General features: G+C 64.9%; 17 protein-coding genes and 1 tRNA gene. 11 read left to right on the top strand and 7 right to left on the bottom strand.

Translation table 11 applies throughout. The annotated features are described in order from the left end of the window. Nucleotides 1-178: 178 nt before the first annotated feature. Nucleotides 179-2,797, top strand: coding sequence for a PAS domain S-box protein (locus ACYQ3G_RS00520; protein WP_459821346.1), 2,619 nt, complete (start codon nucleotides 179-181; stop codon nucleotides 2,795-2,797). A gap of 135 nt (nucleotides 2,798-2,932) precedes the next feature. On the opposite strand, the gene ACYQ3G_RS00515 is transcribed toward ACYQ3G_RS00520, so the two are convergent. Further along, nucleotides 2,933-4,411, bottom strand: coding sequence for a protein adenylyltransferase SelO (locus ACYQ3G_RS00515; protein ID WP_459821344.1), 1,479 nt, complete (start codon nucleotides 4,409-4,411; stop codon nucleotides 2,933-2,935). Nucleotides 4,412-4,591: 180 nt separating this feature from the next. Here ACYQ3G_RS00515 and ACYQ3G_RS00510 point away from each other — a divergent pair, with 180 nt between their 5' ends. The 3 genes from ACYQ3G_RS00510 (at nucleotide 4,592) to ACYQ3G_RS00500 (ending at nucleotide 8,522) form a co-directional block, all read left to right on the top strand. Further along, a complete protein-coding gene (locus ACYQ3G_RS00510) occupies nucleotides 4,592-4,873 on the top strand; it encodes a hypothetical protein (RefSeq protein WP_459821342.1) in 282 nt (93 codons plus the stop codon). A 249-nt stretch (nucleotides 4,874-5,122) separates the two neighbouring features. Next, on the top strand, nucleotides 5,123-6,916 hold the full coding sequence (locus ACYQ3G_RS00505; protein ID WP_459821340.1) for a diguanylate cyclase: 1,794 nt from the start codon (nucleotides 5,123-5,125) through the stop codon (nucleotides 6,914-6,916). A 79-nt stretch (nucleotides 6,917-6,995) separates the two neighbouring features. Next, a complete protein-coding gene (locus tag ACYQ3G_RS00500) occupies nucleotides 6,996-8,522 on the top strand; it encodes a mercuric reductase (protein WP_459821338.1) in 1,527 nt (508 codons plus the stop codon). Between the two features lie 35 nt (nucleotides 8,523-8,557). Here ACYQ3G_RS00500 and ACYQ3G_RS00495 read toward each other — a convergent pair whose 3' ends face one another. The 5 genes from ACYQ3G_RS00495 to ACYQ3G_RS00475 all read right to left on the bottom strand — a co-directional run bounded on the left by ACYQ3G_RS00495 (nucleotide 8,558) and on the right by ACYQ3G_RS00475 (nucleotide 15,096). Then, the gene (locus ACYQ3G_RS00495) at nucleotides 8,558-11,065 is read right to left on the bottom strand and encodes a response regulator (RefSeq protein WP_459821336.1); all 2,508 of its coding nucleotides are present in this window, start codon (nucleotides 11,063-11,065) and stop codon (nucleotides 8,558-8,560) included. Further along, on the bottom strand, nucleotides 11,055-12,854 hold the full coding sequence (locus ACYQ3G_RS00490) for a sensor histidine kinase (protein WP_459821334.1): 1,800 nt from the start codon (nucleotides 12,852-12,854) through the stop codon (nucleotides 11,055-11,057). The genes ACYQ3G_RS00495 and ACYQ3G_RS00490 overlap by 11 nt, the downstream gene beginning before the upstream one ends. Beyond that, a complete protein-coding gene (locus tag ACYQ3G_RS00485; protein WP_459821332.1) occupies nucleotides 12,838-13,539 on the bottom strand; it encodes a cobalamin B12-binding domain-containing protein in 702 nt (233 codons plus the stop codon). Before ACYQ3G_RS00485 ends, ACYQ3G_RS00490 begins: the two co-directional genes overlap by 17 nt. Further along, entirely contained in the window at nucleotides 13,523-13,939 is a 417-nt protein-coding gene (locus ACYQ3G_RS00480; RefSeq protein ID WP_459821330.1) for a hypothetical protein, read from the bottom strand. The genes ACYQ3G_RS00485 and ACYQ3G_RS00480 overlap by 17 nt, the downstream gene beginning before the upstream one ends. Nucleotides 13,940-14,202: 263 nt before the next feature. After that, nucleotides 14,203-15,096: a YitT family protein gene (locus tag ACYQ3G_RS00475; RefSeq protein WP_459821328.1), complete on the bottom strand. Its 894-nt coding sequence runs from the start codon at nucleotides 15,094-15,096 to the stop codon at nucleotides 14,203-14,205. Between the two features lie 481 nt (nucleotides 15,097-15,577). On the opposite strand from ACYQ3G_RS00475, the gene yjjJ reads away from it, so the two are divergent. The 3 genes from yjjJ (at nucleotide 15,578) to ACYQ3G_RS00460 (ending at nucleotide 17,783) form a co-directional block, all read left to right on the top strand. After that, nucleotides 15,578-16,897 (top strand): type II toxin-antitoxin system HipA family toxin YjjJ, encoded by a 1,320-nt coding sequence (gene yjjJ / locus ACYQ3G_RS00470; RefSeq protein ID WP_459821326.1) that lies wholly within the window; start codon nucleotides 15,578-15,580, stop codon nucleotides 16,895-16,897. Nucleotides 16,898-17,145: 248 nt separating this feature from the next. Further along, nucleotides 17,146-17,472, top strand: a complete 327-nt coding sequence (locus tag ACYQ3G_RS00465) for a type II toxin-antitoxin system RelE/ParE family toxin (protein ID WP_459821324.1) — start codon at nucleotides 17,146-17,148, stop codon at nucleotides 17,470-17,472. Continuing rightward, a complete protein-coding gene (locus ACYQ3G_RS00460; protein ID WP_459821322.1) occupies nucleotides 17,469-17,783 on the top strand; it encodes a helix-turn-helix domain-containing protein in 315 nt (104 codons plus the stop codon). The genes ACYQ3G_RS00465 and ACYQ3G_RS00460 overlap by 4 nt, the downstream gene beginning before the upstream one ends. Before the next feature lie 128 nt (nucleotides 17,784-17,911). Here ACYQ3G_RS00460 and ACYQ3G_RS00455 read toward each other — a convergent pair. Next, nucleotides 17,912-17,988, bottom strand: a tRNA-Arg gene (locus ACYQ3G_RS00455). A 172-nt stretch (nucleotides 17,989-18,160) separates the two neighbouring features. Between ACYQ3G_RS00455 and ACYQ3G_RS00450 the strand changes: the two genes are divergently transcribed. The 4 genes from ACYQ3G_RS00450 (at nucleotide 18,161) to cmk (ending at nucleotide 22,777) form a co-directional block, all read left to right on the top strand. Further along, nucleotides 18,161-19,387, top strand: coding sequence for a bifunctional folylpolyglutamate synthase/dihydrofolate synthase (locus ACYQ3G_RS00450; protein WP_459821320.1), 1,227 nt, complete (start codon nucleotides 18,161-18,163; stop codon nucleotides 19,385-19,387). A gap of 162 nt (nucleotides 19,388-19,549) precedes the next feature. Then, nucleotides 19,550-20,956, top strand: coding sequence for an L-seryl-tRNA(Sec) selenium transferase (selA, locus tag ACYQ3G_RS00445; RefSeq protein ID WP_459821318.1), 1,407 nt, complete (start codon nucleotides 19,550-19,552; stop codon nucleotides 20,954-20,956). Nucleotides 20,957-21,018: 62 nt separating this feature from the next. Further along, entirely contained in the window at nucleotides 21,019-22,134 is a 1,116-nt protein-coding gene (gene hisC, locus ACYQ3G_RS00440; protein WP_459821316.1) for a histidinol-phosphate transaminase, read from the top strand. Continuing rightward, complete coding sequence (cmk, locus tag ACYQ3G_RS00435; protein ID WP_459821314.1) at nucleotides 22,112-22,777, top strand: (d)CMP kinase; 666 nt, start codon at nucleotides 22,112-22,114, stop codon at nucleotides 22,775-22,777. Before hisC ends, cmk begins: the two co-directional genes overlap by 23 nt. Nucleotides 22,778-22,809 lie beyond the last annotated feature (32 nt).

Raw genomic sequence — 22,809 nt, 5'->3', positions numbered from 1 at the left:
CTCTGTTCCTGTCGCGGGGACGATGCGCCTTTGCCGGTCTGGGCCTGCGGGATGAGGATTTTTCTCGAAAAGAAAAGATTTTTGCGGTACAAGGGCACTGTGCCGCTGCGGTGTCCCGCCTGGGCTTTCGGGGATGACCGCGGGCATGAGACGCATCCCGTACGGACCGGAGCCATACATGCCTTCTCCCGTTGCGCAGCCTTCCTTGTCCAACCGCCTGTCCCTGTCCCTGGGCATCCTCAGCACGGGTATCGTGCTGGTCGTCACGGCCATGGTCTTCCTGTTCCTGACCTGGCGGGTCGGGGTACAGATGGAGGAACGGTCCGAGAGCACCATCGCGTTTCTGTCCAGGTCGCTCGAAACGCCGTTCTGGACCCTGGACAAGGACAGCGCCGTGGCCGTGGCCCAGGCCACGGTCATGAATCCCGCCGTGGGGCTGCTCGAACTGCGCGACGGGCGGGGAGAGACATGGTTCGTGCACGACGGCGGAGGCAAGCTGTTCATCCTCCGCGAGGCCGACGTGCGCTACGAAGGTCAGGTCATCGGCCACATCCGTCTGGGTCTGGACGAGTCGGACAGGATCAGGACCGTGACGAGCATCGGCCTGGCCGGGGGCGGGATCGCCCTGTTCATCATCGGCGTGCAGTACTTTCTGGCCGCGCGCCTGCTGCGGCGCTATTTCCGCGGCCCGTTCGGCGCCCTGGACGCGCTGGTCGGCGCCTATGCCAGGGGCGCGTACGATGTCCCCCCTCCCGACGTGGAATATGCCGAATTCGTTCCCTTGAGGCGGACCTTCCTGGGTATGGGGCGGACCATCGAACGGCAGATGGCCCAGTTGCGCGAAAGCGAGGAGCGATACCGGGCCATTTTCGACAACTCCCCGGTCGGCATTTTCCGGACGACCTTCGAAGGAGCCCTGCTCGAAGGGAACCCGGCCCTGGCACGGATGTTCGGCTACGTCGACCAGTATGAGTTCCTGGCTTCGGACGACGCCAATGTCCAGTCCGTCTACGCCGACCCCGCCTCAAGGCGGCATTTCCTGCAGACGGTCCTGCAGTCGGACAGGCCGGTCAGCATCGAGACCGCGTTCGTGCGCAAGGACGGGACCGCATTCGAGGCGGTTCTGACGGCCTCGGTCCAGCGGGACGACGGCGGGCGGCCCTTCCTGCTCAACGGCGTGGTCGAGGACGTCAGCGCACGCAAGGAGGCCGAAAGGTCCCTGGCACGGGAGCGCCAGCTCATGGCCGCCATCTTCGAGAGCGTCCCGGGCCTCCTGTTCCTGTACGACAGCCATGGGCGCCTCGTGCGCTGGAACAGGGCCCACGAGGTCATGACGGGGTATTCCTCGCAGGAGATATCGGGCAGGACTCTTTTCGACTGGTTCGTCGGTCCCCGGGAGAATGTCTCCCGAGTGGTCGATGCGCTGCGCCGAGGGAAAAAGGACGGCGCTGCCACGGTGGAGGCCGAGATGACGGCCAAGGACGGCCGCAGGATACCGATGCTCTTCTCGGGCGTCGGGGTGGACGTGGATGGCGAACTGTTCCTCACGGGCATCGGCATCGACATCACCGAGCGCAAGGAGGTGGAGGAGCGGCTGCGGCAGTCCGAGGAGAAGTTCTCGCGCCTCTTCCGTCTGTCCCCCGACGCCATCGTGCTCTTGGACCTCGACCATGGCCGCATCGTCGACGTCAACGAGGCCTTCTCGCGCGTCGCCGGCTACTCCTGGGAGGAAGCGGTGGGCAGGACCGCCAGCGACCTGCTGCTCTACGGACGGCCCGGCGATCGGGACGCGTTGCGTCAGGCCGTCCGGGAGCGTGATCTCGTCGAGAACGTCGACTTCGCCCTGGGCCGCAAGGACGGAAGCGTGGTCGCGTGCGTGCTCTCGGCCCAGCGGGTCCAGCTGGAGGGGCGCGAGTGCGTGCTGTGCGTGCTGCGTGATGTCACGGAGCTCAAGCGCATGCAGGACATGATGATCCAGACCGAAAAGATGATCTCCGTGGGCGGCATCGCCGCGGGCGTGGCGCACGAGATCAACAACCCCCTGGGCATCATCATGGTCACCAGCCAGAACCTCGCGCAGCGCACCAGGCCGGATTTCCCGAAGAACATCGAGGTGGCGCGCGGCATCGGCCTCGACATGAACCTGCTCGACCAGTACATGCGGGCCCGCGGCCTGTACGGGTTCATCGAGAACATCCAGCAGGCGGCCCTGCGCGCGGCCGACATCATCCGCCACATGCTCGACTTCAGCCGGCGCAGCGAGTCCAAGCGCAGGGTCTGCGACCTGCGCGCCATCATCGAACGCTCCCTTTTCCTGGCCGAAAGCGATTACGACCTGAAGAAGAACTACGATTTCAGGAAGATCCGGATCGTCTGGGAAAGCGACAGCGGCCCCCATCTGGTCAACTGCACGGAGACCGAGATCGAGCAGGTCTTCCTCAACCTGCTGCGCAACTCGGCCCAGGCCATGGCTTTGGCCAGGCCGGAGATTGCCGAGCCGAGCATCACGATCCGGCTTTCCGCCCACGACGGCAGGGTCGCGGCGCAGGTCGAGGACAACGGGCCGGGGATGCCGCCGGACGTCCAGCGCAGGGCCTTCGAACCCTTCTTCACCACCAAGCCGCCCGGCGTGGGCACGGGGCTCGGCCTGTCCGTGTCCTACTTCATCATCACCCGCAGCCATGACGGCTGCATGAGCCTCGAATCGGCGCCGGGCCGGGGGGCGAAATTCACCATCGACCTTCCCGCCCTCGGGCAAGAGCAGACACGGGAGGAAGCGTGCGCCCAATTGTCATGACCATCGCCGGGGGCGCGTAACTCCGCACGAATACTGCCGCGGGACAATGAACCACGGCTCCGGACCGGCCGGAAAGACGGCGGCCCGGTGGTGGCGGAAATTCCATCCGCAGCGTGACGGACGGGGTTGACGGCGTCATGTCCCGCAAAACGTCCTGTACTGTGCGTTCGAGGTCGCAGGTGGCGCGGCGAAGGCGGCGTGGGCCGGGTTGTCCTCGTAGGGTTTCTCCAGGGCCCGCAGGAGCCGCGTCATGGCCGTCATGTCGCCGTTTTCGGCGGCTTCCAGGGCCTCCTCCACGCGGTGGTTGCGCGGGATGACGGCCGGGTTGCGGGCGAGCATGAGGCGCCTGGCCTCGTGCAGGGGTTCGCGCTGCCGCGTGAGACGCGCCTGCCATCTGTCGTGCCAGACTTTGAAACCTTCGCCGCGGAAGAAGGGTGTGTCGGGCAGGGGGTCGCGGCAGAGGTCGCGCAGGGTGCGCGTGTAGTCCGCCCCATCCTCGCGCATGAGCGAGAGCAGCGCCTGGGCCAGGTCTGCGTCGCCGTCCTCGCGGCCGAAAAGGCCCAGCTTGGCGCCCATGCCCTCAAGCCAGAAATCGCGGAACACGGCCGGGAACGTTTCGAGCACCGCCGTGGCCATCTCCACCGCCTGGTCCTCGCTGTCGTGCAGCAGCGGCAGCAGCGTCTCGGCGAAGCGCGTCAGGTTCCACTGGGCGATGGACGGCTGGTTGCCGTAGGCGTAGCGGCCCTCGTGGTCGATGGAACTGAAGACCGTGGCCGGGTCGTAGGCGTCCATGAAGGCGCAGGGGCCGAAATCGATGCTTTCGCCGCACAGGGACATGTTGTCGGTGTTCATGACCCCGTGGATGAACCCGACGTGCAGCCACCTGGCCACCAGGGAGGCCTGGCGCGCCAGGACCGAGGCCAGGAGGGCCGGGATGGGGTTTTCGGCCTCGCGCAGTTCCGGGAAATGCCGGTCGATGGTGTACAGGGCCAGGGTGAGAAGGTCTTCGGGGTTGCCCTGCGACGCGGCGTATTCGAAGGTGCCGACCCGGATGTGGCTGGCCGCCACGCGGGTCAGTATGGCGCCGGGAAGTATGGTCTCGCGGTGGACGTGTTCGCCCGTGGCGACCACGGCCAGGCTGCGCGTGGTGGGAATGCCCAGGGCGTGCATGGCCTCGCTGACGATGTACTCCCGAAGCATGGGCCCCAGGGCCGCGCGCCCGTCGCCGCGGCGGGAGAACCTGGTCCGGCCCGAGCCCTTGAGCTGGATGTCGAAGCGCTCTCCGTGCGGCGTGACATGCTCTCCCAAGAGGATGGCGCGGCCGTCGCCGAGCATGGTGAAATGCCCGAACTGGTGCCCGGCGTAGGCCTGGGCAATGGGCAGGGCGCCTTGGGGCACGCTGTTGCCCGCGAACACGGCCGCGCCGAGGGCGCTGTCCAGGGCGTCGGCGCCGAGGCCCAGTTCGGCCGAAAGCGTGCGGTTGAGGATGATCAGGCGCGGGGCGGCCACGGGGACGGGATGGGTCCGCTCGAAAAAATGTTCCGGCAGTCTCGCGTAGGTGTTGTCGAAGTTGAAGCCCAGACCGGCCGGGGCAGAGGAGATCGTTTCGCTCATGGGGTTTCCTTATTTTTGAGAATGATTACTGTTTTTTCTCGATTTCGCAATCGTGGCCGAAAAAGAAATCCGTCACGAGCATGGCGATGACTTTTGCGCTTTGTCATTGTGCCGCGCTTCTGGCACACAGATATGCAGAGTGGACAGTTTGTCGAGTGAACGAAAACCCTGGAGGCGAGCATGAAAGTCAAGGCCAGCCAGCTGATTGAGAAGATCAGGGAGATTCACCCTGAAATCGAGAAGAACGGCGTGCAGGTCACCTGCTACTTCGAGGACGCGACCCAATCCTGGGTGGTGGGCCTGAGTTTCGGGGACCATGAATTGGAGACCCGCCTGGACAAGGCCGACGCCGAGGACTGCCTGGGCGGACGCAAGTGCGTGCACCTGGGCGTGCAGATCGGGCGTTTCGTGGAAAATTACTGCCTGCGCGAGGACGTCTGCCCCACGGGCGTCAGGAAGTGAGGTCCGCCTTAGGGCCGGTTCGGCCGGCGGCGTTTTTCCGCTTCCCTCCGTGCACTGCTTTATCCGGCGGGCCGGCGAGGGCTGTTGCTTTCCCGAGACTGTGGTGATGTAATGCGACGTCCCTGAACCGGAGGCTGACCCATCCGCCGTGTTGCCATCCGTCCAGCATGGGTGGGAATGGATGTCGTCCTTCGGCCAACCTTCACGTGTTCCGCAGAATCCGGGCGACCGGCTCGTCAAGGAGAGCGCATGCTGCCGCGCAAGCAGTTCCATTTGTCCGACGTGATGCGTTGCCGGAAAACATTGGTCTGGCTGCTGGTCATCGCGTTTTCGGCGGCCTGCGCGGATTACGCCATGTGCCGCCTGCTCGCGCGGCAGTTCCGCCAGGACCAGGAAATAGCCGTGACCCTTGAGCTCGGGGCCTTCCGGGCCAGGCTGGAGGAGCGGATCAACACGAACCTCTATCTGGTCCACGGCATGGCGGCCAACATCGCCGTGCGGCCGGACATGTCCGCCAGGGAGTTCGACGATTTGGCCCGCGCCCTTTTGAGCACGCGAAATTCACTGCGAAACATCGGGGCCGCGCCGGATTTCATCATCCGCTTCATGTATCCGCCGGAGGGCAACGAGAAGGCCCTGGGGCTCGATTACAGGACTGTCCCGGACCAGTGGGACAAGGCCCTGGCCGCCAAGGAGAGCGGCCAGATGGCCGTGGCCGGCCCGCTGAACCTCGTGCAGGGCGGCGTGGGGCTGGTCGCACGGGTCCCGGTTTTCCGGGATGGCGACGGGGACTTCTGGGGACTGGTTTCGGCGGTCATCGATCTCGATACGCTGCTGGAACTCGCCGGGGAGGGCGCCCTGGCCGCCAGGCTGGACCTGGCCATGCGGGGCCGGGACGGCAAGGGTCTGCGGGGAGAGGTCTTTAGCGGCACGGCCGCGCTCTTCGACGAAGGCGCGCAGGCCGTGACCATGAACGTGTCCCTGCCTTCGGGGTCGTGGGCCATGGCGGCCGTGCCCAAGGGCGGATGGGCGACGGGGTCGCCCTATGCCTGGGCGGTCCACGCGTCCGTGCTCCTGCTGGCCGTTGTCGGCTGCTTCGCCAGAATCCAGAGCAGCTGCAACCGGCTTTCCCTGGCCGAAAGCGAGAGCCGCATGCGGGCCATGAGCCAGGCCAGCCACGACGCCCTGGTCATGATCGACGCCGATGACCACATCACCTTCTGGAATCCGGCGGCCGAGGCCATGTTCGGCTATGCCGAGGCGGAGATGCTCGGCCGGAACATGCACGACGTCATCGTCAAGCCAACTCAGGTCGAAACGGCGAAGCATGCCATGGCGCGGTTCGCGAAGACCGGCACCGGGCCGGTCGTCGGCCGCGTCATGGAGATGGAAGGCGTGCGCAAGTCCGGGGAGATCTTTCCGGTGGAGAGGTCGGTGGCTGCCGTGCAGCTTCGCGGGCAGTGGTTCGCCGTCGGCAGCATGCGCGACATCTCGGCGCGCAAGCTGGCCGAGCGGCGGCTGAGCGAACTGGCCACGCTGGACGAGCTCACGGGGCTCGCAAATCGCCGTCATTTCATGGTCCTGGCCGAGGCGCAGCTCCGGCAGGCCATCCGCTACCGACAGGATTTCTGTTTTCTGATGTTCGACCTCGACCACTTCAAGACCATCAACGACACCTTCGGGCACGACATCGGCGACGAGGTGCTGCGCCGCGTGGGACATGTCATGCGGCAGGTCATGCGCGGCACGGACATATTCGGCCGGGTGGGCGGCGAGGAGTTCGCGGTGGCCATGCCCGAGACGGATCTGGCCGCGGCCCGCAGCGTGGCCGAGAGGCTGCGCGAGAAATTCATGGAGGTGACGGTCGACGCCTGGGGTAAGACCGTCGGCTTCACCGTGAGCATCGGTCTCGCCCGTCTGCAATCGCCGGAGACGGTGCTCTCCCAGCTCATGAAACGGGCGGACCTGGCCTTGTACGAGGCCAAGCGCGGAGGGCGCAACCGGGTCGTCAGCGATGAGGACGGGGATCGGCAAGACGCCTGACCGGCCCGAAGAGGTCGGCGTCGCCGGGGTCCGCCTGTTGCGGCGGCGTCCGGAATCATGACATAGAAAGGAGCCGCACATGCCTCAGACCACGCGCCGCAATGCGACCATGGAGCCCCGGGACGAGCACAACCAAAGGCTTTTGTCCCTGGTCCACCCCCTTGACTGGACCAATCCCGCGCCCAAGTCCCGCTACAACCTCGTGGTCGTCGGGGCGGGCACGGCCGGGCTGGTCTGCGCGGCCGGTGCGGCCGGGCTCGGGGCCAGAGTGGCCCTGGTGGAACGGGACTTTCTCGGCGGCGACTGCCTGAATTTCGGCTGCGTTCCGTCCAAGGCGCTGCTGGCCGCGGCGCGCGCCGTCGCCGCGGTGCGCGGAGCCGGGGAGTTCGGCGTGCGCGTCTCCGGGGAAGTGGAGGTCGATTTCGGGAAGGTCATGGAGCGCATGCGCCGGCTGCGCGCCGACATCGCGCCCAACGATTCGGCCCGGCGCTTCCGGGACCTGGGCGTGGACGTGTTCCTGGGGCAGGGGCGTTTCCTGGACGCGCACACGCTTGAAGTCGGCGGGGCGCGCCTGTCCTTCGCCAAGGCCGTCATCGCCACGGGGGCGCGCGCCGCGGCCCCGGCCATGGAGGGCATGGACGGACTGCCGTACCTGACCAGCGAGACGGTCTTTTCCCTCACCGGGCTTCCCCGCCGGCTGGCCGTCATCGGCGCCGGCCCCGTCGGCTGCGAACTGGCCCAGGCCTTCGCCCGCTTCGACTCCGAGGTGCTGCTGTTCGAGTCCGCGCGCGGCGTCCTGCCCAAGGAGGACCGCGAGGCGGCCGCCATCGTGCGCGCGGCGCTGCTGAAGGACGGGGTGAGGATTCTGGGCTGCGGCAGGAGCCTGCGGGCCTCGGCCGCCGAGGGCGGGGGGATCAGGCTGCAGTCCGCGGGCGAGGGCTGCGACGTGGTCGTGGACGAGGTGCTGGCGGCCGCCGGGCGAAGGCCCAACGTCGAGGGGCTGGGCCTGGAGGAGGCGGGGGTGGAGTATTCGGACAAGGGCGTCCGGGTGGACGACCACCTGCGCACGACCAACCCCGACATCTTCGCCGCCGGCGACGTCTGTTCGGCCTACCAGTTCACCCACGCCGCGGACTTCATGGCCCGCATCGTCCTGCGCAACGCCCTGTTCAAAGGCCGGGCCCGGGCCAGCGCCCTGACCATCCCCTGGTGCACCTACACGGAGCCGGAGCTGGCCCGCGTGGGGCTGACCGAGGCGCAGGCCCTGGACAAGGGCGTCGCCGTCGAGACCTTCACCCGCGAACTGGCCCACGTCGACCGTTCCATCCTCGAAGGCCGCACCGACGGTTTCGTGCGCATCCATGTGCGCAAGGGCACGGACAGGATCGTCGGCGCGACCGTCGTGGCCGAAAACGCCGGCGACCTGATCGCTGAAATCTCCCTGGCCATGACCAATGGAATCGGCCTGAGCCGCATCGCAAACACCATCCACCCGTACCCCACCCGCGCCGAGGCCATCCGCCAGACGGGCGACGCCTACAACAGAGGCCGGCTGACGCCGCTGGTCAGGTGGCTGTTCGGGAAGTGGCTGTCCTGGAAACTGTGAGGGCGCAGGAGACAGGGGACTGAGCCCGACGGATTTCAGCCCCTGGGCAGAAGGATCCTGCCGTCCCTGTCCACGCCGCAGCGCACGATGGCCTCCACGACATCCTCCATGCGGACCGGTTTGGCGATATGCATGGTTACGCCCGCCTGGGTGAATCGGTCGGTCTCGTTGGCGTAGGCCGTGATGGCGACGATCGGGATGTCCGACTTGCCGTGAAATTCCGGGCTTGAGCGGATGATGCGGGTGGCCTGGACGCCGTCCAGGTATGGCATCTGGATATCCATGAACACGATGTCGAAGTCCCCCTCCACGAGCTTTTCGAGGGCGGCCCGGCCGTTGTCCACCTCCGTGACGATGCAGCCAAGGCGCTGCAGCATCCTGGTCGCGGCGAACCGACTGACGGGGTCGTCCTCGGCCAGGAGCACGCGCAGTCCCAGGTCGTTGCAGGCGGCCAATTCCCTGATCCTTTCGGCCCGACCCTCCTCCGTAGGGACGCATCCGAAGGGCAGGCAGACCCCGATCTCCGTCCCTGTGCCAGGTTCGCTGGACACGCTCAGGCTTCCGCCGAGAAGGCGGACCAGCTTCTTGGTTATGCTCAGGCCGAGCCCGGCGCCCTGGTATTGCCTGGTGAAGCCCTGGGCCACCTGGGAGAAGGGCTCGAAGAGGTCCGCGAGCCTGCCGTCCGGGATGCCGATGCCCGTGTCGGCAACGGTGAAAAGGATGCGGCAACGGCCGGAGGCGTCGGGGGGCATGGCCAGGGCCTCCAGGGACACGGCTCCCGATTGCGTGAATTTGATGGCGTTGCCGACGAGGTTGTTCAGAATCTGCAGGAGCTTCGTCATGTCTCCGACCACCTTTCCGGGCAGGGCGGTGTCGGCGTGCAGAGAAAGCCCGAGACCCTTTTCCCGGGCGGCCGCGGAAAAGAGCTGGGTCACGGTGTCGAGGGCGTCCCGCGGGTCGAAGGGCAGGGCCGCCGCGTTCATGCCTCCGGCCTCCAGTCTGGCCAGGTTCAGGATGTCCGAGAGCAGGCCCGTCAGGCGGCGGCAGGCCTGCGTGGCGAACTGCGCGTACTCCTGCTGTTCTCGGTCCAGTTCCGTGGCCTGCATGAGCTGGAGCATGCCTTGGATGCCGTTCAGGGGTGTGCGGATCTCATGGCTCATGTTGGTCAGGAATTCGCTTTTGGCCCTGCTGGCCGTCTCGGCCTGCTCCTTGGCCCGCTGGAGGTCCCTGGTGTTCAGCAGGCGGTTGACGGCCAGGGCGAAGAGGTCGGCCAGCACGGTCACGTCGCGCAGATCTTCCGGCGTGTAGTTCCGGCCCGGGTTGGCCAATGCGATCTGGCCCAGGACCTGTCCCCCGTGGAGCGCGGGCACGGCCAGAAATTGGATGATGGGCGCATGGCCGGCTGGCTGGCCCGTGAAAGTCGCATGCTCCGATGGGGAGTTGGTGAAAAAACCTCGCTGCGTCGACAGGGTCACGCCCAGAAGCCCTTGGCGTCTGCAGACGCGCGCCGTCGGGTCTACCGTGCAACTGGCGGACGAGACCGAACCTGACGTTGCGTGGTGCGTCATTTCGCCGCTCGCCGGATCGATGGCGACCGTGAATCCGAGGGAACTGCCCGTGATGCGCATGGCCCACTGCTGGATGGCCCGGGCCAGGTCCTCGAAGCCGGAGTCCCCGGCGGCGAGGACCGCAACGAGACCGGCCTGGGCCTCGATCATGGTCGAGCCCCTGCGGAGGCGCTCCTCGGCCCGTCGCTTTTCGGTCACGTCGTGGCTGATGCCGAGCACCGTACCTACTCGTCCCGTGTCGTCGAATTCCGGCACCAGACGCCATTCGTGGATGACGGGGCCGGATCTGCCGTTGAAGGATATCTCCGTCTGCACGGGTGCACCCGTGGACACGGTCTTCCTGATTGCCTCTTCCCACGCTGCAGCGGAACGCCCCGGATATCCGAATTCCTTCACGGACCTGCCGATGAACTCTCCCGCCTGGACATCGGCCACCCTGCCGACGTTCTCGGAAACGAAAAGATAGTTCCCCGCCGAGTCGAAGCGCATGATGACGTCCGGCAGGGCCTCCAGCAGCGCCCGCCGCGTTTCGACGCTCTCCCGCAGCTCCCTGCGGGCCAGGGCCAGGGCCTGGGTTCGCAGGCTCTGCAGTTCAAGGTGGTTGAAGACCTTGCGCTTGAGGAATTCAAGCTGAAAGGGCTTGGTGATGAAATCCAGGGCGCCGCCTTCGAGGGCCTTGATCAGGCTCTCGCGGGAGTCCAGGGAAGTGATGAAGATGACCGGGATATCGCGTGCCGACGGCAGGTTCCTGATCCTGCGGCATGTTTCGTACCCGTCCATGTCGGCCATGAGGATGTCGAGGAGGATGAGGTCAGGCGTTTCGAGTCTCGCCTCCAGAAGCTCCAGGGCTTCCAGTCCGCTCAGGGCCACTCTGACCCGCGAGAACGGGGACAGGGCGGCGCCCAGTTCGTGGAGCGTGGCCGGGTCGTCGTCGACGATGAGGACGATGGGGAGTTCGGGGGCGTCAGGAATCATGGATGCCGTCCGTGTCGAGGTCGTCTCCCATGGCCCGATTCAGCATTGACGCCGCCGAAGCGAAATCGAAGGCGTCGAGGGCGCGGGAGATGCGCTCGAACAGCCGCCTTTCGGGCGATTCCGGCGCGCTTTGGCGCAGGAGGGCGTCGGCCAGGGTGACGGCACTGTACGAGTGCAGGGCGATTTCGCGTTGCAGGGCGTCCATGGGCGCACGGTCCCCGGGTCGGGGCGAGGCCAGCGGCGGGGCCGGCCGCCGTGGGGTGTCGTCCACGCGGTTTTGCCCTCGGCCGCCGGCCGCTGCGGCGGTACGGGCATGGTCGGCCGTGCGGAGTTCGACTGTCACGGTGGTGCCGCGTTCCTCGCAGGTTTCCATGCGGATGTCGCCGTCCAGGGTTTGGGCGATGAGTCTGGCTGAATACGTGCCGAGTCCTGTGCCGTGGGTCTTGCCGCTGGTGACGTATTTTTCGAAGAACGAGGCCCGGATGTCCTCCGGCACTGCGCCGGAGTTGTGGATGGCGGCGCAGGCCCTGCCGTTTCGGGACAGATCGACGGCCACCAGGCCTCCCTGGGGCGAGGCCTCGATGGCGTTGAGCATGAGGTTCGAGAACATGGAGTAGCACAGGTTGGGCTCCGCCAGGGCCAGGAAAGCGTCCTGCGGCAAGGCCGGGCTCCCTTCCAGCGCGATGCGCACGAGCACCTTTTTGGACCTGGCGCGATCGGACAGGTCGGCCAGGATGTCCCGGAATGTGCCGACGAGATCCACTGGTTCGGCCGTGAACTCGAAGCTGCCGTTCTCCATTTTGTAGAGGTTCAGGGACAGGCGGATCATGTTCAGCATGCGCATGCCTGCCGTGGAGATCATGCCCAGGATGCGCCTCTGGTCCTCTGTGATGTTGGCGTCGTCCATGAGCAGCTGCGGCAGGGAAACGATGGGGTTGAGCGGCGAGACGAGGTCGTGCTGCAGGATGCGGCCCACGTCGTCCTTGATCTGCTCCATCTGCTTGCGCTCGGTGATGTCGCGCAGGGAAAAGAGGGTGGCGGATTCGCCCTCCCACGTGACGTCCGTGTGGCGGATCTCCACGCAGGTCCGGTCGGTGGCCGATTTGAGGCAGAATTCCTTTTCGCCGCGCAGGTCCAGGGCGAAGACCGAGCCGATGGCCTTGCCGCCCGCCAGGCCGAGGATGCGTTCCGCCGCGGGGTTGAAGAACAGGACGCGGCCGCGGTCGTCGAGGACGATCTGGGCGTCGGGGTTGAAGGTCACCAGGTCCCGGAAGCGTTTTTCCTGTCCCTGCAGCGCCAGGTGCGCGATGGACAGCTCGCGCTGCATGTTGGCCAGTTCGTTGTTGAGCTTCATGAAATCGTCAAGGAGGCCTTTGTCCTCGGCACAGATGCGGCTTCTGGTCTGGGACGATTTTTTCTGCTCCTCGCGCAAGCTGCGCGCCTGCTCGTTGATCATGGCCATGAACTCGTCGTAGATGAGAAAGATCTGTTTCGGCGACTGCACGGCCAGCAGGCCGACCCGGCCGCTCTTGGCCATGCCGAAAAGGGAGAACGCGAATTCGCGTCCGTCCCTGGTCAGGACGATCTCCCTGCACAGGGAATGCCCATTGGCCAGAACGTCCTCGAGAAACTGGCGGAAGGCGGCCAGGGATTCGTCCGCCATGAGGCCCAGGATGTCAGGCTGGCCGCCGTGAAAGAAGCCGCGTGCGTCGTGCAGCATGTCGAGGATGGTGCCGCCGGCGTCGCAGGAAAAGGCCAGGGCGTGGTCCTGGCTAGATCTGCGCAGCATTGCGGCCTCCCTCGTCAAAGAGCGAGGCAGCCACACTCAGGGCCCGTCGCGCGTCGGGGGCTGTGGCGTCGGCGCCGACGGCGGCGCAGAGTCCGGGGTTGATCACAAACGGCAGTCCTCCGACCATGATGCGCGGAGGCGCGTCCTGGGCCGTGTCGCGCAGACTGCGGATCAGGTCCCGGATGCGCGGCAGGCCGAAGGCCATGGTGGCCGAAAGGCAGACGAGGTCGGGTTTTCGGGACTGGATGGTCTTGAGCAGGCTCTGGCCCGGTGTGACGGCCCCAAGGAAATAGGTGTCCCACCCCGTGAATTCGAACAGGTCGCAGACCATGCGCATGCCCATCTCGTGCAGTTCGCTGCCGAGGCAGGCGCCGACCAGGCTGCGGGCGATGCGGCGGTTGGGCAGAGCCTTGGGGAACAGCCTGGCCATGAGGAGCTGGGTCGCGGCCGTGACGTAGTGCTCTGTGGCAATGTCTATCTCGTCGGCCTGCCACAGCCTGCCCACCTCGTACATGACGGGCTGGAGCACCTCGACGTACACCGTTTCCACCGGCAGGCCGTCCTCGACCCGGCAGGTCACGGCCTGCATGGCGTCGAACCTGCGCCCATCGAGCAGCAGGTCGAGATACTCCAGGCCAAGGTCCGAGAGGTCCGATCCGGCGATATGATCAGCGGCCATGCCCATGCAGGCCCCCCATCCGCTCGTACGCGGAATCCTCCGTCTCGCTGAGCCGCGCGAAGGCCTGGATGTTGGACTGCAGCCAGTCGTAGAAGGGACGGACTTGCGCGAAGTGCCCGGGTTCGAGGCGCCGGCCGAGGATGTCCGTCGCCTTGGGCAGCATGACGTCCCAGTAGCGCACCGAGAATCCCCTGGCCCGGTAGGTGCGCAGCACCCACAGCACCGTTTCCACGAAGGATTGCGGGTCGAAAAGCGCCGCAGTCGCGCTCATGTATCTGAAATGGTTGCCGTGGTTCGTCTCCATGACCTCCGTGTTGCCTTGTCCGACAAGGCCTTCCAGATCGGGTTCGCGCCGCATGGCCGTGGTCAATTCCGCCGCACACGCCTCGACGATGTCCTCGAACATGGAGGCTGCCTGGGGGGAAATTTCTTTTAGATGAGAGACAGACTGTATCAAGTCGGATTTATCCATACGCATCCAATCTTATGAAAAGCGGTGAATGGGGAATAAAAATTCCCATAAACAGCAAAGAATGTAAATATGCTTCGAAATCAAGGCTATAGGTAAACATAAGTTTACTGTGTCCGCGAGACATGCGGATTGCCGCAATACCGGAGGTGTTTTGCCTCGCTGCCGGCGCAAGGCCCGCGGCTGTCGGCCCGGCAGATTCAGTAGATCTTGCGTTTGGAGAAGCTCGATCCCAGCACGGTGAAGGTGTTTTCGACGATGAACAGGGCCTGGGGATCGTGGGTGAAGGTGATTTCTTCGAGCTTTTTCAGTTGGATGTTGTTGATAACCGTCATGAGGACGTTTTTCTCGCGCTTGCTGAAGGCGCCCATGCCCCGCAGGAAGGTGGCGCTTTGCTTCATGGAGTCCAGGATGGTCTGGGCGATGTCCTCGGAATGGTCGGAAACGATGAATACGACCTTGCGCTGGGAGAACAGGGACAGGGTCTGCTCGACCATGACCGACGAAATGAAGACCATGATCAGGGAAACGATGACCTGGTCGATGGGCATGATGGCCAGGCAGAAGAGATAGAGGGCCGCGTTGAAGGCGAAATAGACCTTGCCGACGCCGATGTTGAAGTTCTGGAAGAGCCAGACCGCGATGATGTCGAGGCCGCCGCCCGAGCCCAGGGAGCGCAGGATGAGCCCGCCCCCGAGGCCGTTGAGCACGCCGCAGGCCACGGCCGCGTGGAGCTGTTCGCGGATGTCCAGGGTGGCGTCGATCAGCTCGTAGCAAACGGACGTCGCCATCATGGCGTAGAGGCTGTAGAGAACGAAGCGCGGGCTCAGCTTGGTCCAGCCCAGGACAAAGGCGGGCAGGTTCAGCAGGAAGAAGAATATGCCCGGCGAGAGCCAGCCCGTGGTATAGTAGATGATTGAGCCCACGCCGAAGAACCCGCCGGGTATGAACTGCTGGGGCAGGGCCACGGCCTTCATGGCGAAGGAGTAGAGGATGGCGCCGGTGGTGATCAGTAGCAGATTCCAGCGGACGGAGTAGGTGAAATCGAATCGGGTGCGCTTCGTTGCCTGCGTCGATGTGTTTGAACCGAACATTCCTGCTCTCCGGATCGCCCGTGGTCTGGGTCTTGGGCATGGAGCCCGCCAGGGCGGAGGTCTGCCGGGAAGGAAACCCGCGGCCATGTTGCGGCGCGGGCGAGGGTGAAGGCTGTGCGGGGCCATGCCGCGTCCCGAGTGCGGCGCGGGCTGGCCCATTCGTTGTCCCGTCCGTGTTCAGCTCCCCCTGGAGGGGACGGGCACCTTTCCCGGCCATTGAAAACCTACAGGTAGCCCACACACAGGTGCACTGTCGAGCACAGGCCGTCCGGGCTTCGATGTGACGCGAGGCGACAGGGCTATGACCGGGTTTCTTGCCTTGGTTGACAGGGAACATGGCAGGTTTTATTTTACAAAAAAGTCTAGTCAATATTTTATTTAATTTTCACTATATATATTTGATTAATAATTATATTTTTATAAAAATACTATGCATTATTCTAGGCAAATCTAATTCGAATCCGAGTCAGAAGGTGAGGCTATGGCGCTGTCGCTAGCGGAATTTCTCGAGCACGGCCCGGCCACGTCCAGGGAGATCCAGGACGCGACAGGGTTGTCGCAGGCTGCCGTGTCGCGGCAACTGAGGAAGATGAGGCCTCGCGTCGTGACAATCAGGCGCGGCAGGACTCCGAGATATGTCCTGACGCGAAACGCCTTCGGTGGAGGGGACCGGCTGCCTTTGGCCGTGGTCGATGCGCGTGGCGACGCCGTCGTCGTCGCTCATGTCCGTCCCTTGGTCACGGGAGGTTTCCATGTCGAGCCGATGCCGGGGATGTCTTCGCTGCTGTTGGGTGACAGGGGCGACGGGTCGTATGATGATCTTCCGTATTTTCTGCAGGACATGGGGCCCCAGGGATTTGTCGGGAGGCAGATCGCCAGGGCGATGAGCGCTCGTTTCCCGGAATTCCCGGATGATCCAAAATGGTGGACGACACATCATATAGGAAGATTTCTGATATCCAATGGGGACGATCTCCCCGGCAACTTCACGTTCGGGGAGCAGGCGCTGCTTCGCGTGCGCCGCAGGCCTGACGCCGTCGAAGACGCTGAGTATCCTCGCCTGGCGGACAGGGTCATGGAAGGAGAGGTGCCGGGTTCATCGGCCGGAGGGGAGCAGCCGAAATTTACCGCGTTCAGCGGAAAGAGCATGTCGCATGTCATCGTCAAGTTTTCGCCGCCCGGCAACAGCGAGATGTCGAGACGGTGGCGTGACGTGCTCATTACGGAATATCATGCCGCTGTGACATTGCGTGAGCACGGTTTTCAGGTTGCGGAAACGAGATTGCTCGAGACGGGCGGACGGCTGTTTTTGGAGTCGCGACGGTTTGACCGGGCCGGAGAATACGGCCGGATGTCGATGATCTCCCTTGCGGCCGTCGATGCAGAGTTCGTCGGGTCAGGCTCAAGCTGGCCGCGCGCGCTCAAGGCGCTGGCCGGAAGAGGGCTGATCGCCCCGGAGCATGTGGTTGCTGCCGAGTCGTTATGGTGTTTCGGGAAACTCATTCACAACACGGACATGCACTTGGGAAATCTGAGTCTGGCCATGGATGGGGACGTGTTCAGGCTGTTGCCCGTGTACGACATGTGCTCCATGGGCTTCGCCCCGCGAAGCGGCGGGGAAGCTCCGCCATATGCCTTTGGGCCGCGTCATCCGCAGCGGCTCGTCATCGATGACGAAACATACGGCGCAGTCCGGCGAATGGGGGCCGGTTTCTGGGGCAGCGTTGCCCAGGATGGAAGGATATCCGATGAATTTCGGGAATTCCTGCGCCAGGGCAACCCTGCGGAAATGATACGGTGATCCGGGAGCGCGGGCCGTCTGGACTCGCGATGGGACGTGTCGTGGTAAGGTCGGCGCCTCGTGCATGACAGCCGCTCGGCACGGGCCGTTCGGGACCCTTTTCGGGCTTTCTTACTGCTCACCCGTTTTGTCCTTGTTGGGATTGCCGGATAGGCAATAACAACTTTGGAAATTGACTTCCTCTACATCAACAGAGGTGAAAGTGATATTACGGCGTCACTGGACAGATAATAACTCTAGAGTTATACATGGATCCATGGAAGGTCGAATTTTTGGATGAGGCCCTTGGGGAGTTCAAAAATCTTCCCGTCGAGATCCGAGCCCGGTTCCAGCGAATTTTTGGGCTGGTGTCGGACATTGGACAAGACGCGCTGTGCATGCCTCATGCGCGGCATGTCCAGGGTCGGATATGGGAGATGAGGGCCAAGGGCCGGGACGGGATTGCCAGAGGCCTTTATGTGACGGTGACGAGTCGGCGCGTGGTTGTTGTCCGATTTTTCATCAAGAAAACGCAGAAGACGCCGCTGAATGAAATCCGGCTGGCCCTGAAACGATGTGGAGAAAATGAATTATGATCGACGCCAAGACCGTACATGCACAGATGGTGCAGGATGACCCGGAATATGCGCGGGAATATGACGCGCTGGAACAGGAATTCGCGTTCATCAAAAAAATGATCCTGGCCAGGAAGCGGGCGGGCATGAGCCAGGCCGACGTTGCTCGGCGTATGGGTATCAGTCAGCCGCGCGTGGCCAAGATCGAAAGTGGCTCCAATATCAGCCTGGATATCCTCAGACGCTACGCCAAGGCCACGGGCAGCGATCTGGTGATTGATTTCGCTGTGCGGGGGAATGATCGGCGGGCACAGGCTTCTTGGGATCTGTAACTGTGGGTTGTGTCGAATAGCGCGCAAATCTGCGCCAAACGCTGCGCGCTTACAGAATAATGCTGGGTTAGGAGTTTTTGCATAAACGAAAGGGGCTGGATTTTAACATCCAACCCCTTGTTTTCTTGTGGCGCGCCAGGGAGGACTCGAACCCCCGACCGATTGCTTAGAAGGCAATTGCTCTATCCGCCTGAGCTACTGGCGCGCGTGAGAGGAAAACTGGGTATTGATTGCGGCTCTGAAAGTCAAGCGGAGGCTTGCGGGATTTCAGTTGCCGCCGGGTGGGGAACCTTTTATGAAAGCTGCCCGGGCGGAGAGTGGCGGCGGGCTGCGGGCCGCCGGAGCGTGTTTTTCACTGTTGGAGCCTGTGAGCGGTCATGAAGTTCGTTTCTTTTGCCGGGTTCGAGGAGTATCTCGACGGGCTGGGGCTTTTTTCCATGCAACTGGGCCTGTCGCGCATGCACGAGGCTCTCGGGCGGCTCGGCCTTGGGCGGCCCGGGCGGCTGGTCGCCCATGTGGTCGGGACCAACGGCAAGGGGTCCACGTCCGGGTTTCTGGAAGCCCTGGCGCGCGGGCACGGGCTGTCGACGGGGCTGTACATCTCCCCGCATCTGGTCGGGGTGCGCGAGCGCATCCGCGTCCGGGGGCACATGCTGTCCGAGGAGCGCTGGCTGCAGGAGGCAAATGCGGTCATGGATGCCTGTGCGGATGTCGGGCTGACCTATTTCGAGCTGCTGACGGTCATGGCCCTGTGCATTTTCTGCCGCGAGGGGCTCGACTTGGTCGTGCTGGAGGCCGGGCTCGGCGGCACCCATGACGCGACCTGCGCCGTGGCCGCCGATCTGGCCGTCATGACGCCGGTGGGCATGGACCATGAGCATGTCCTTGGTCCGACCCAGGCCGACATCGCCCGCGACAAGGCCGGCGCCCTGGGGCACTGCCCGGCGGTGACGGGTCCGCAGGAGCCTGAGGTCATGGACATCTACCGTGCGGCGGGAGCGGGGCGGGATTTTCTGTGCCTGGACGATTGCCGCGTCGAAGGCGGGTTCCGCATCCCCACGGAATCCGGGCCTGTCCTGTTGACCCCGGACCTGCTGCCCGGCCACCCGCCGTACCAGCTCGGCAACGCCGCCTTGGCCCTGCTGGCCTGGAGCCGGCTGGCGCGCAGCGGAGGCTGGCAATTTGACGCGGGTCTGTGTACACAACTCCTTGGCAGGACGCGTTTTTCCGGGCGATTCCGTCGTCACGGCAACATCCTCGTGGACGGCGCCCACAACCCCATGGGCCTGGCCGCCCTGTGCGACGCCCTGGAAGCTGCGGGGGAGCGCTTCGAGCGCCTCGTGTTCCAGGCCATGCGCGACAAGACCCTGGAACCGGCCATTCTCGCCAGGCTGCGGGGCCTCGCGGACGAGATCGTCGTCCCGAAGCTCGCCCTGGAGCGAGCCAGCGATCCCGAAGACCTGGCCGCGCTCCTCGGGCCTCGGGCGCGGGTCGCGCCGGACCTGGGCGCGGCCGTGCAGGAGGAGGCGAAGACCCTCGTCTGCGGTTCCCTCTTCCTTGTCGGCGCGTACTACGAGCTTCATCCGGAACATCTTGAACCCTAGCTGGCTGAATAATTCGAAGTTTTCAGGCCGTTCAAAAATGGTGAGATGCAAGGAAGCGAAAAAAGCCAGACCGCTTACGTATGCGCAATACACTGCGCGTACTGCCTTTTTTCGCTGACGCAGCCGATCGCCGTTTTGGGGCGGACTCCTAAGGAGACCCCGGTGTCATCACTCTTTCGGCACATCCCCTCGGTGGACCGCTTTCTGAATGAACTTGAGCAGGACCAAAGCCTTGCCGGCCTGCCGCGTCCGCTGCTCAAGGATCTCGTGGGCGAATTTCTGGACCTCTGCCGCGAGGAGATCCGCTCCGGCGCCATTACCGCCGAATCCGACCTGGCGCTGCCCGCCCTGTGCTCCAGGGCCCGCGCCTACGCGCGTTTCGCCTCGCGTCCGCATTTTCGGCGCGTTCTCAACGCCACGGGCGTGGTCATCCACACCAACCTCGGGCGCTCCATCCTGGCCGACGAGGCCGTGCAGGCCGTGACCCTGGGCTGCCGGCACTATTCCAACCTGGAGCTGGCCCTGGAGACGGGGCAGCGCGGCAGCCGCTATTCCCACGTCGAAAAGCTGCTCTGCCGCCTGACCGGGGCTGAGGCGGGGCTTGTGGTCAACAACAATGCCGCGGCCGTGCTCCTGGTCCTCGACACCCTGGCCAAGGGCCGCGAGGTCGTGGTCTCGCGCGGGCAGCTCGTGGAGATCGGCGGTTCCTTCCGCATCCCAGAGGTCATGAAGAAGAGCGGGGCCGTGCTGCGCGAGGTCGGGGCCACCAACCGCACCCACCTGCGCGACTACGATGAGGCCATCGGCGCCGAAACCGCCATGCTCATGAAGGTCCACACCTCCAACTACCGCATCATCGGTTTCCACAAGGAAGTGGACGCGGCCGATCTGGTGGCCCTGGGCCGTGAGCGCGGCCTGCCGGTCTTCGAGGACCTGGGCAGCGGCAACCTCTTTGATTTCTCGCCCTACGGCTTCATGCCCGAGCCCACGGTGCAGCAGGTGTTGAAGAGCGGGGTGGACGTGGTCTCCTTCAGCGGCGACAAGCTCCTGGGCGGTCCCCAGGCCGGCATCATCGTCGGCTGCAAGGAGTTCATCGACCGCATCAAGAAGAACCAGCTCAACCGCGCGCTGCGCATCGACAAGATGACCCTGGCCGCCCTGGAGGCGACCCTTCGCCTCTACCTCGACCCGGAACTGGCCCGGCGCAAGGTGCCGACCCTGGCCATGATCACGGCCGGGCGGGACGAACTGCTCGGACGGGCCCGGCGCCTGCGACGCAGGCTCTCCAAGGACTTGGCCGGGCTGGCGACGGTGGGGGTGAAACCCGGATTTTCGCGAGTGGGCGGCGGCTCCTTCCCGGAGCAGGACCTGCCCACCGGTCTGGTGACGGTCGCGCCCGTCGCCATGGATGTGGAGGCCCTGCGCCAGGGGCTCCTGGCCACGGACATCCCGGTCATCGGCCGGGTGGAGGACGGGCGCTTCTGCCTCGACCCGCGGACCCTCATGGATGAGGAGTTCCCGCTCGTGGCCGCGGCCGTACGGTCGGTGATGGCCGCGGATACGGACTGAAGAATGGCAGGATACGTGACACTGCGCGCCGCATGTCCCGTGCGGCGCATCAAGGAGAATATATGACCAAGGTTCCTGTGCGGCCGGAGATGGAGGGCTTCAAGCCCTATTCGCCGGGCCTGAGCATCGACGAGATCAAGAAACGCTACGGGCTGTCGCGGGTCGTCAAGATGGCCAGCAACGAGAACCCGCTGGGCACGTCGCCCGTGGTCCAGGCGCGCCTGGCCGCGTCCTCCCCCCTGGCCTTCCGCTACGCCCAGGCCGGCTCCCCGGCCTTGAGCGAGGCCCTGGGCGCGCATCTGGGCGTGCCCGCGTCCTGCGTGGTGGCCGGCAACGGGTCCGACGAGATCATCGACCTGCTGCTGCGCGTGGTGGCCAGGCCGGGCATCGACAACGTCGTCGCCTTCAGGCCGTGCTTCAGCATCTACGACGTGCAGTCGCGGCTGTGCGGCCTCGAGTTCCGCCAGACTGATTTGAGCGCCGACTTTTCCTTTCCCTTCGACGCGCTTGTGTCACTGACGGACGAGAACACGGCCCTGGTCTTCGTGACCAACCCCGACAACCCTTCGGGATACGCCTGCAGGGCCGACGAGCTGGTCGCCCTGGCGGCCAAGCTGCCCTCCCGGGCGCTGCTGGTCGTGGACGAGGCCTACGTCGATTTCGCCGAGCCCCTGGACGAGTTCACCATGCTGCCGCACTTCGGCAAGATTCCGAACCTCGTCATCCTGCGCACCTTCTCCAAGATGTACGGCTTGGCGGGGCTGCGCCTGGGGTACGGCGTCATGCCCGAGTGGCTGGCCGACCTGCTGCTGCGGGTCAAGCTGCCCTTCAGCGTGAACATCCTTGCCGAGCAGGCGGGGCTGGCGGCCCTGGAGGACGATATCTTCCTGTCCGAGACCCTGCGCGTGGTGCGAGAGGGGAGGGAACTGCTGACGCGGGAGCTGACGGCCATGGGCTGCACTGTCCGGCCCTCCCAGGCCAACTTCCTGATGTTCGACCCGCCCATGGACGCGAAGACCCTGTTCGAGGGGCTGCTGCGGCGCGGGGTCATCATCCGGCCCCTGGCCAGCTACGGCATGCCCGGGAAGCTTCGGGTCAGCATCGGCAACGAGGACGAGAACCGTGAATTTCTGGTCAAAACAGCGGAGGTGCTGCGTGATAACCATCGTCACTCTTGACGGGCCGGCCGGGGTCGGCAAGACCACGCTGGCCACACGGCTGGCCGATCTCCTGGGCATCGCCTACCTGGACACGGGCGCCATGTTCCGCTCCGTGGCCTTTTCCTTCGGGGAAGGCGCCTGGGAGCGGCCCGTGGACCAGCTCGTGCCGGAGCTCAATCGCCTGGATTTCGATCTGGAGGGGGTGGGGAAGAATTCGGAGCTGCTGCTGAACGGCTACCCGCTTTCGCCTCAGATCCGCAGCGAGGAAGTGGGGCTGTGGGCCTCGCACCTCGGCCGCATCCCCGTGGTGCGCGACTTCCTGCGCCGCAACCAGCAGGCCATCGGGCGCATGACGTCATTGGTGGCCGAGGGGCGCGACATGGGCAGCGTGGTCTTCCCCGAGGCCAGGCACAAGTTCTTCCTGGACGCGTCCATCGACGTGCGCGCCAAGCGCCGCTACTCCCAGCTCAAGTCCATGGGCATGGAGGAGGACCTGGAGCGCATCCGCGCCCAGATCCGCATTCGCGACGACCAGGACCGCAACCGCGTGGTGGCGCCCCTGAAGCCCGCGCCCGATGCCGTGATGGTCGACACCAGCGCCCTCGACGTGGACCGGGTGCTGGAGAAGCTCGTGGCGCACATCAAGGAAAAGGGTTTGTAGGAGGCCGTCGGCCGGGATTGTGTCGTGGCGCG

The organism is Desulfomicrobium salsuginis (assembly GCF_054657795.1).
Note: the sequence above shows the minus strand (reverse complement) of the source record. Positions and strands in the feature narration are given on the sequence as shown.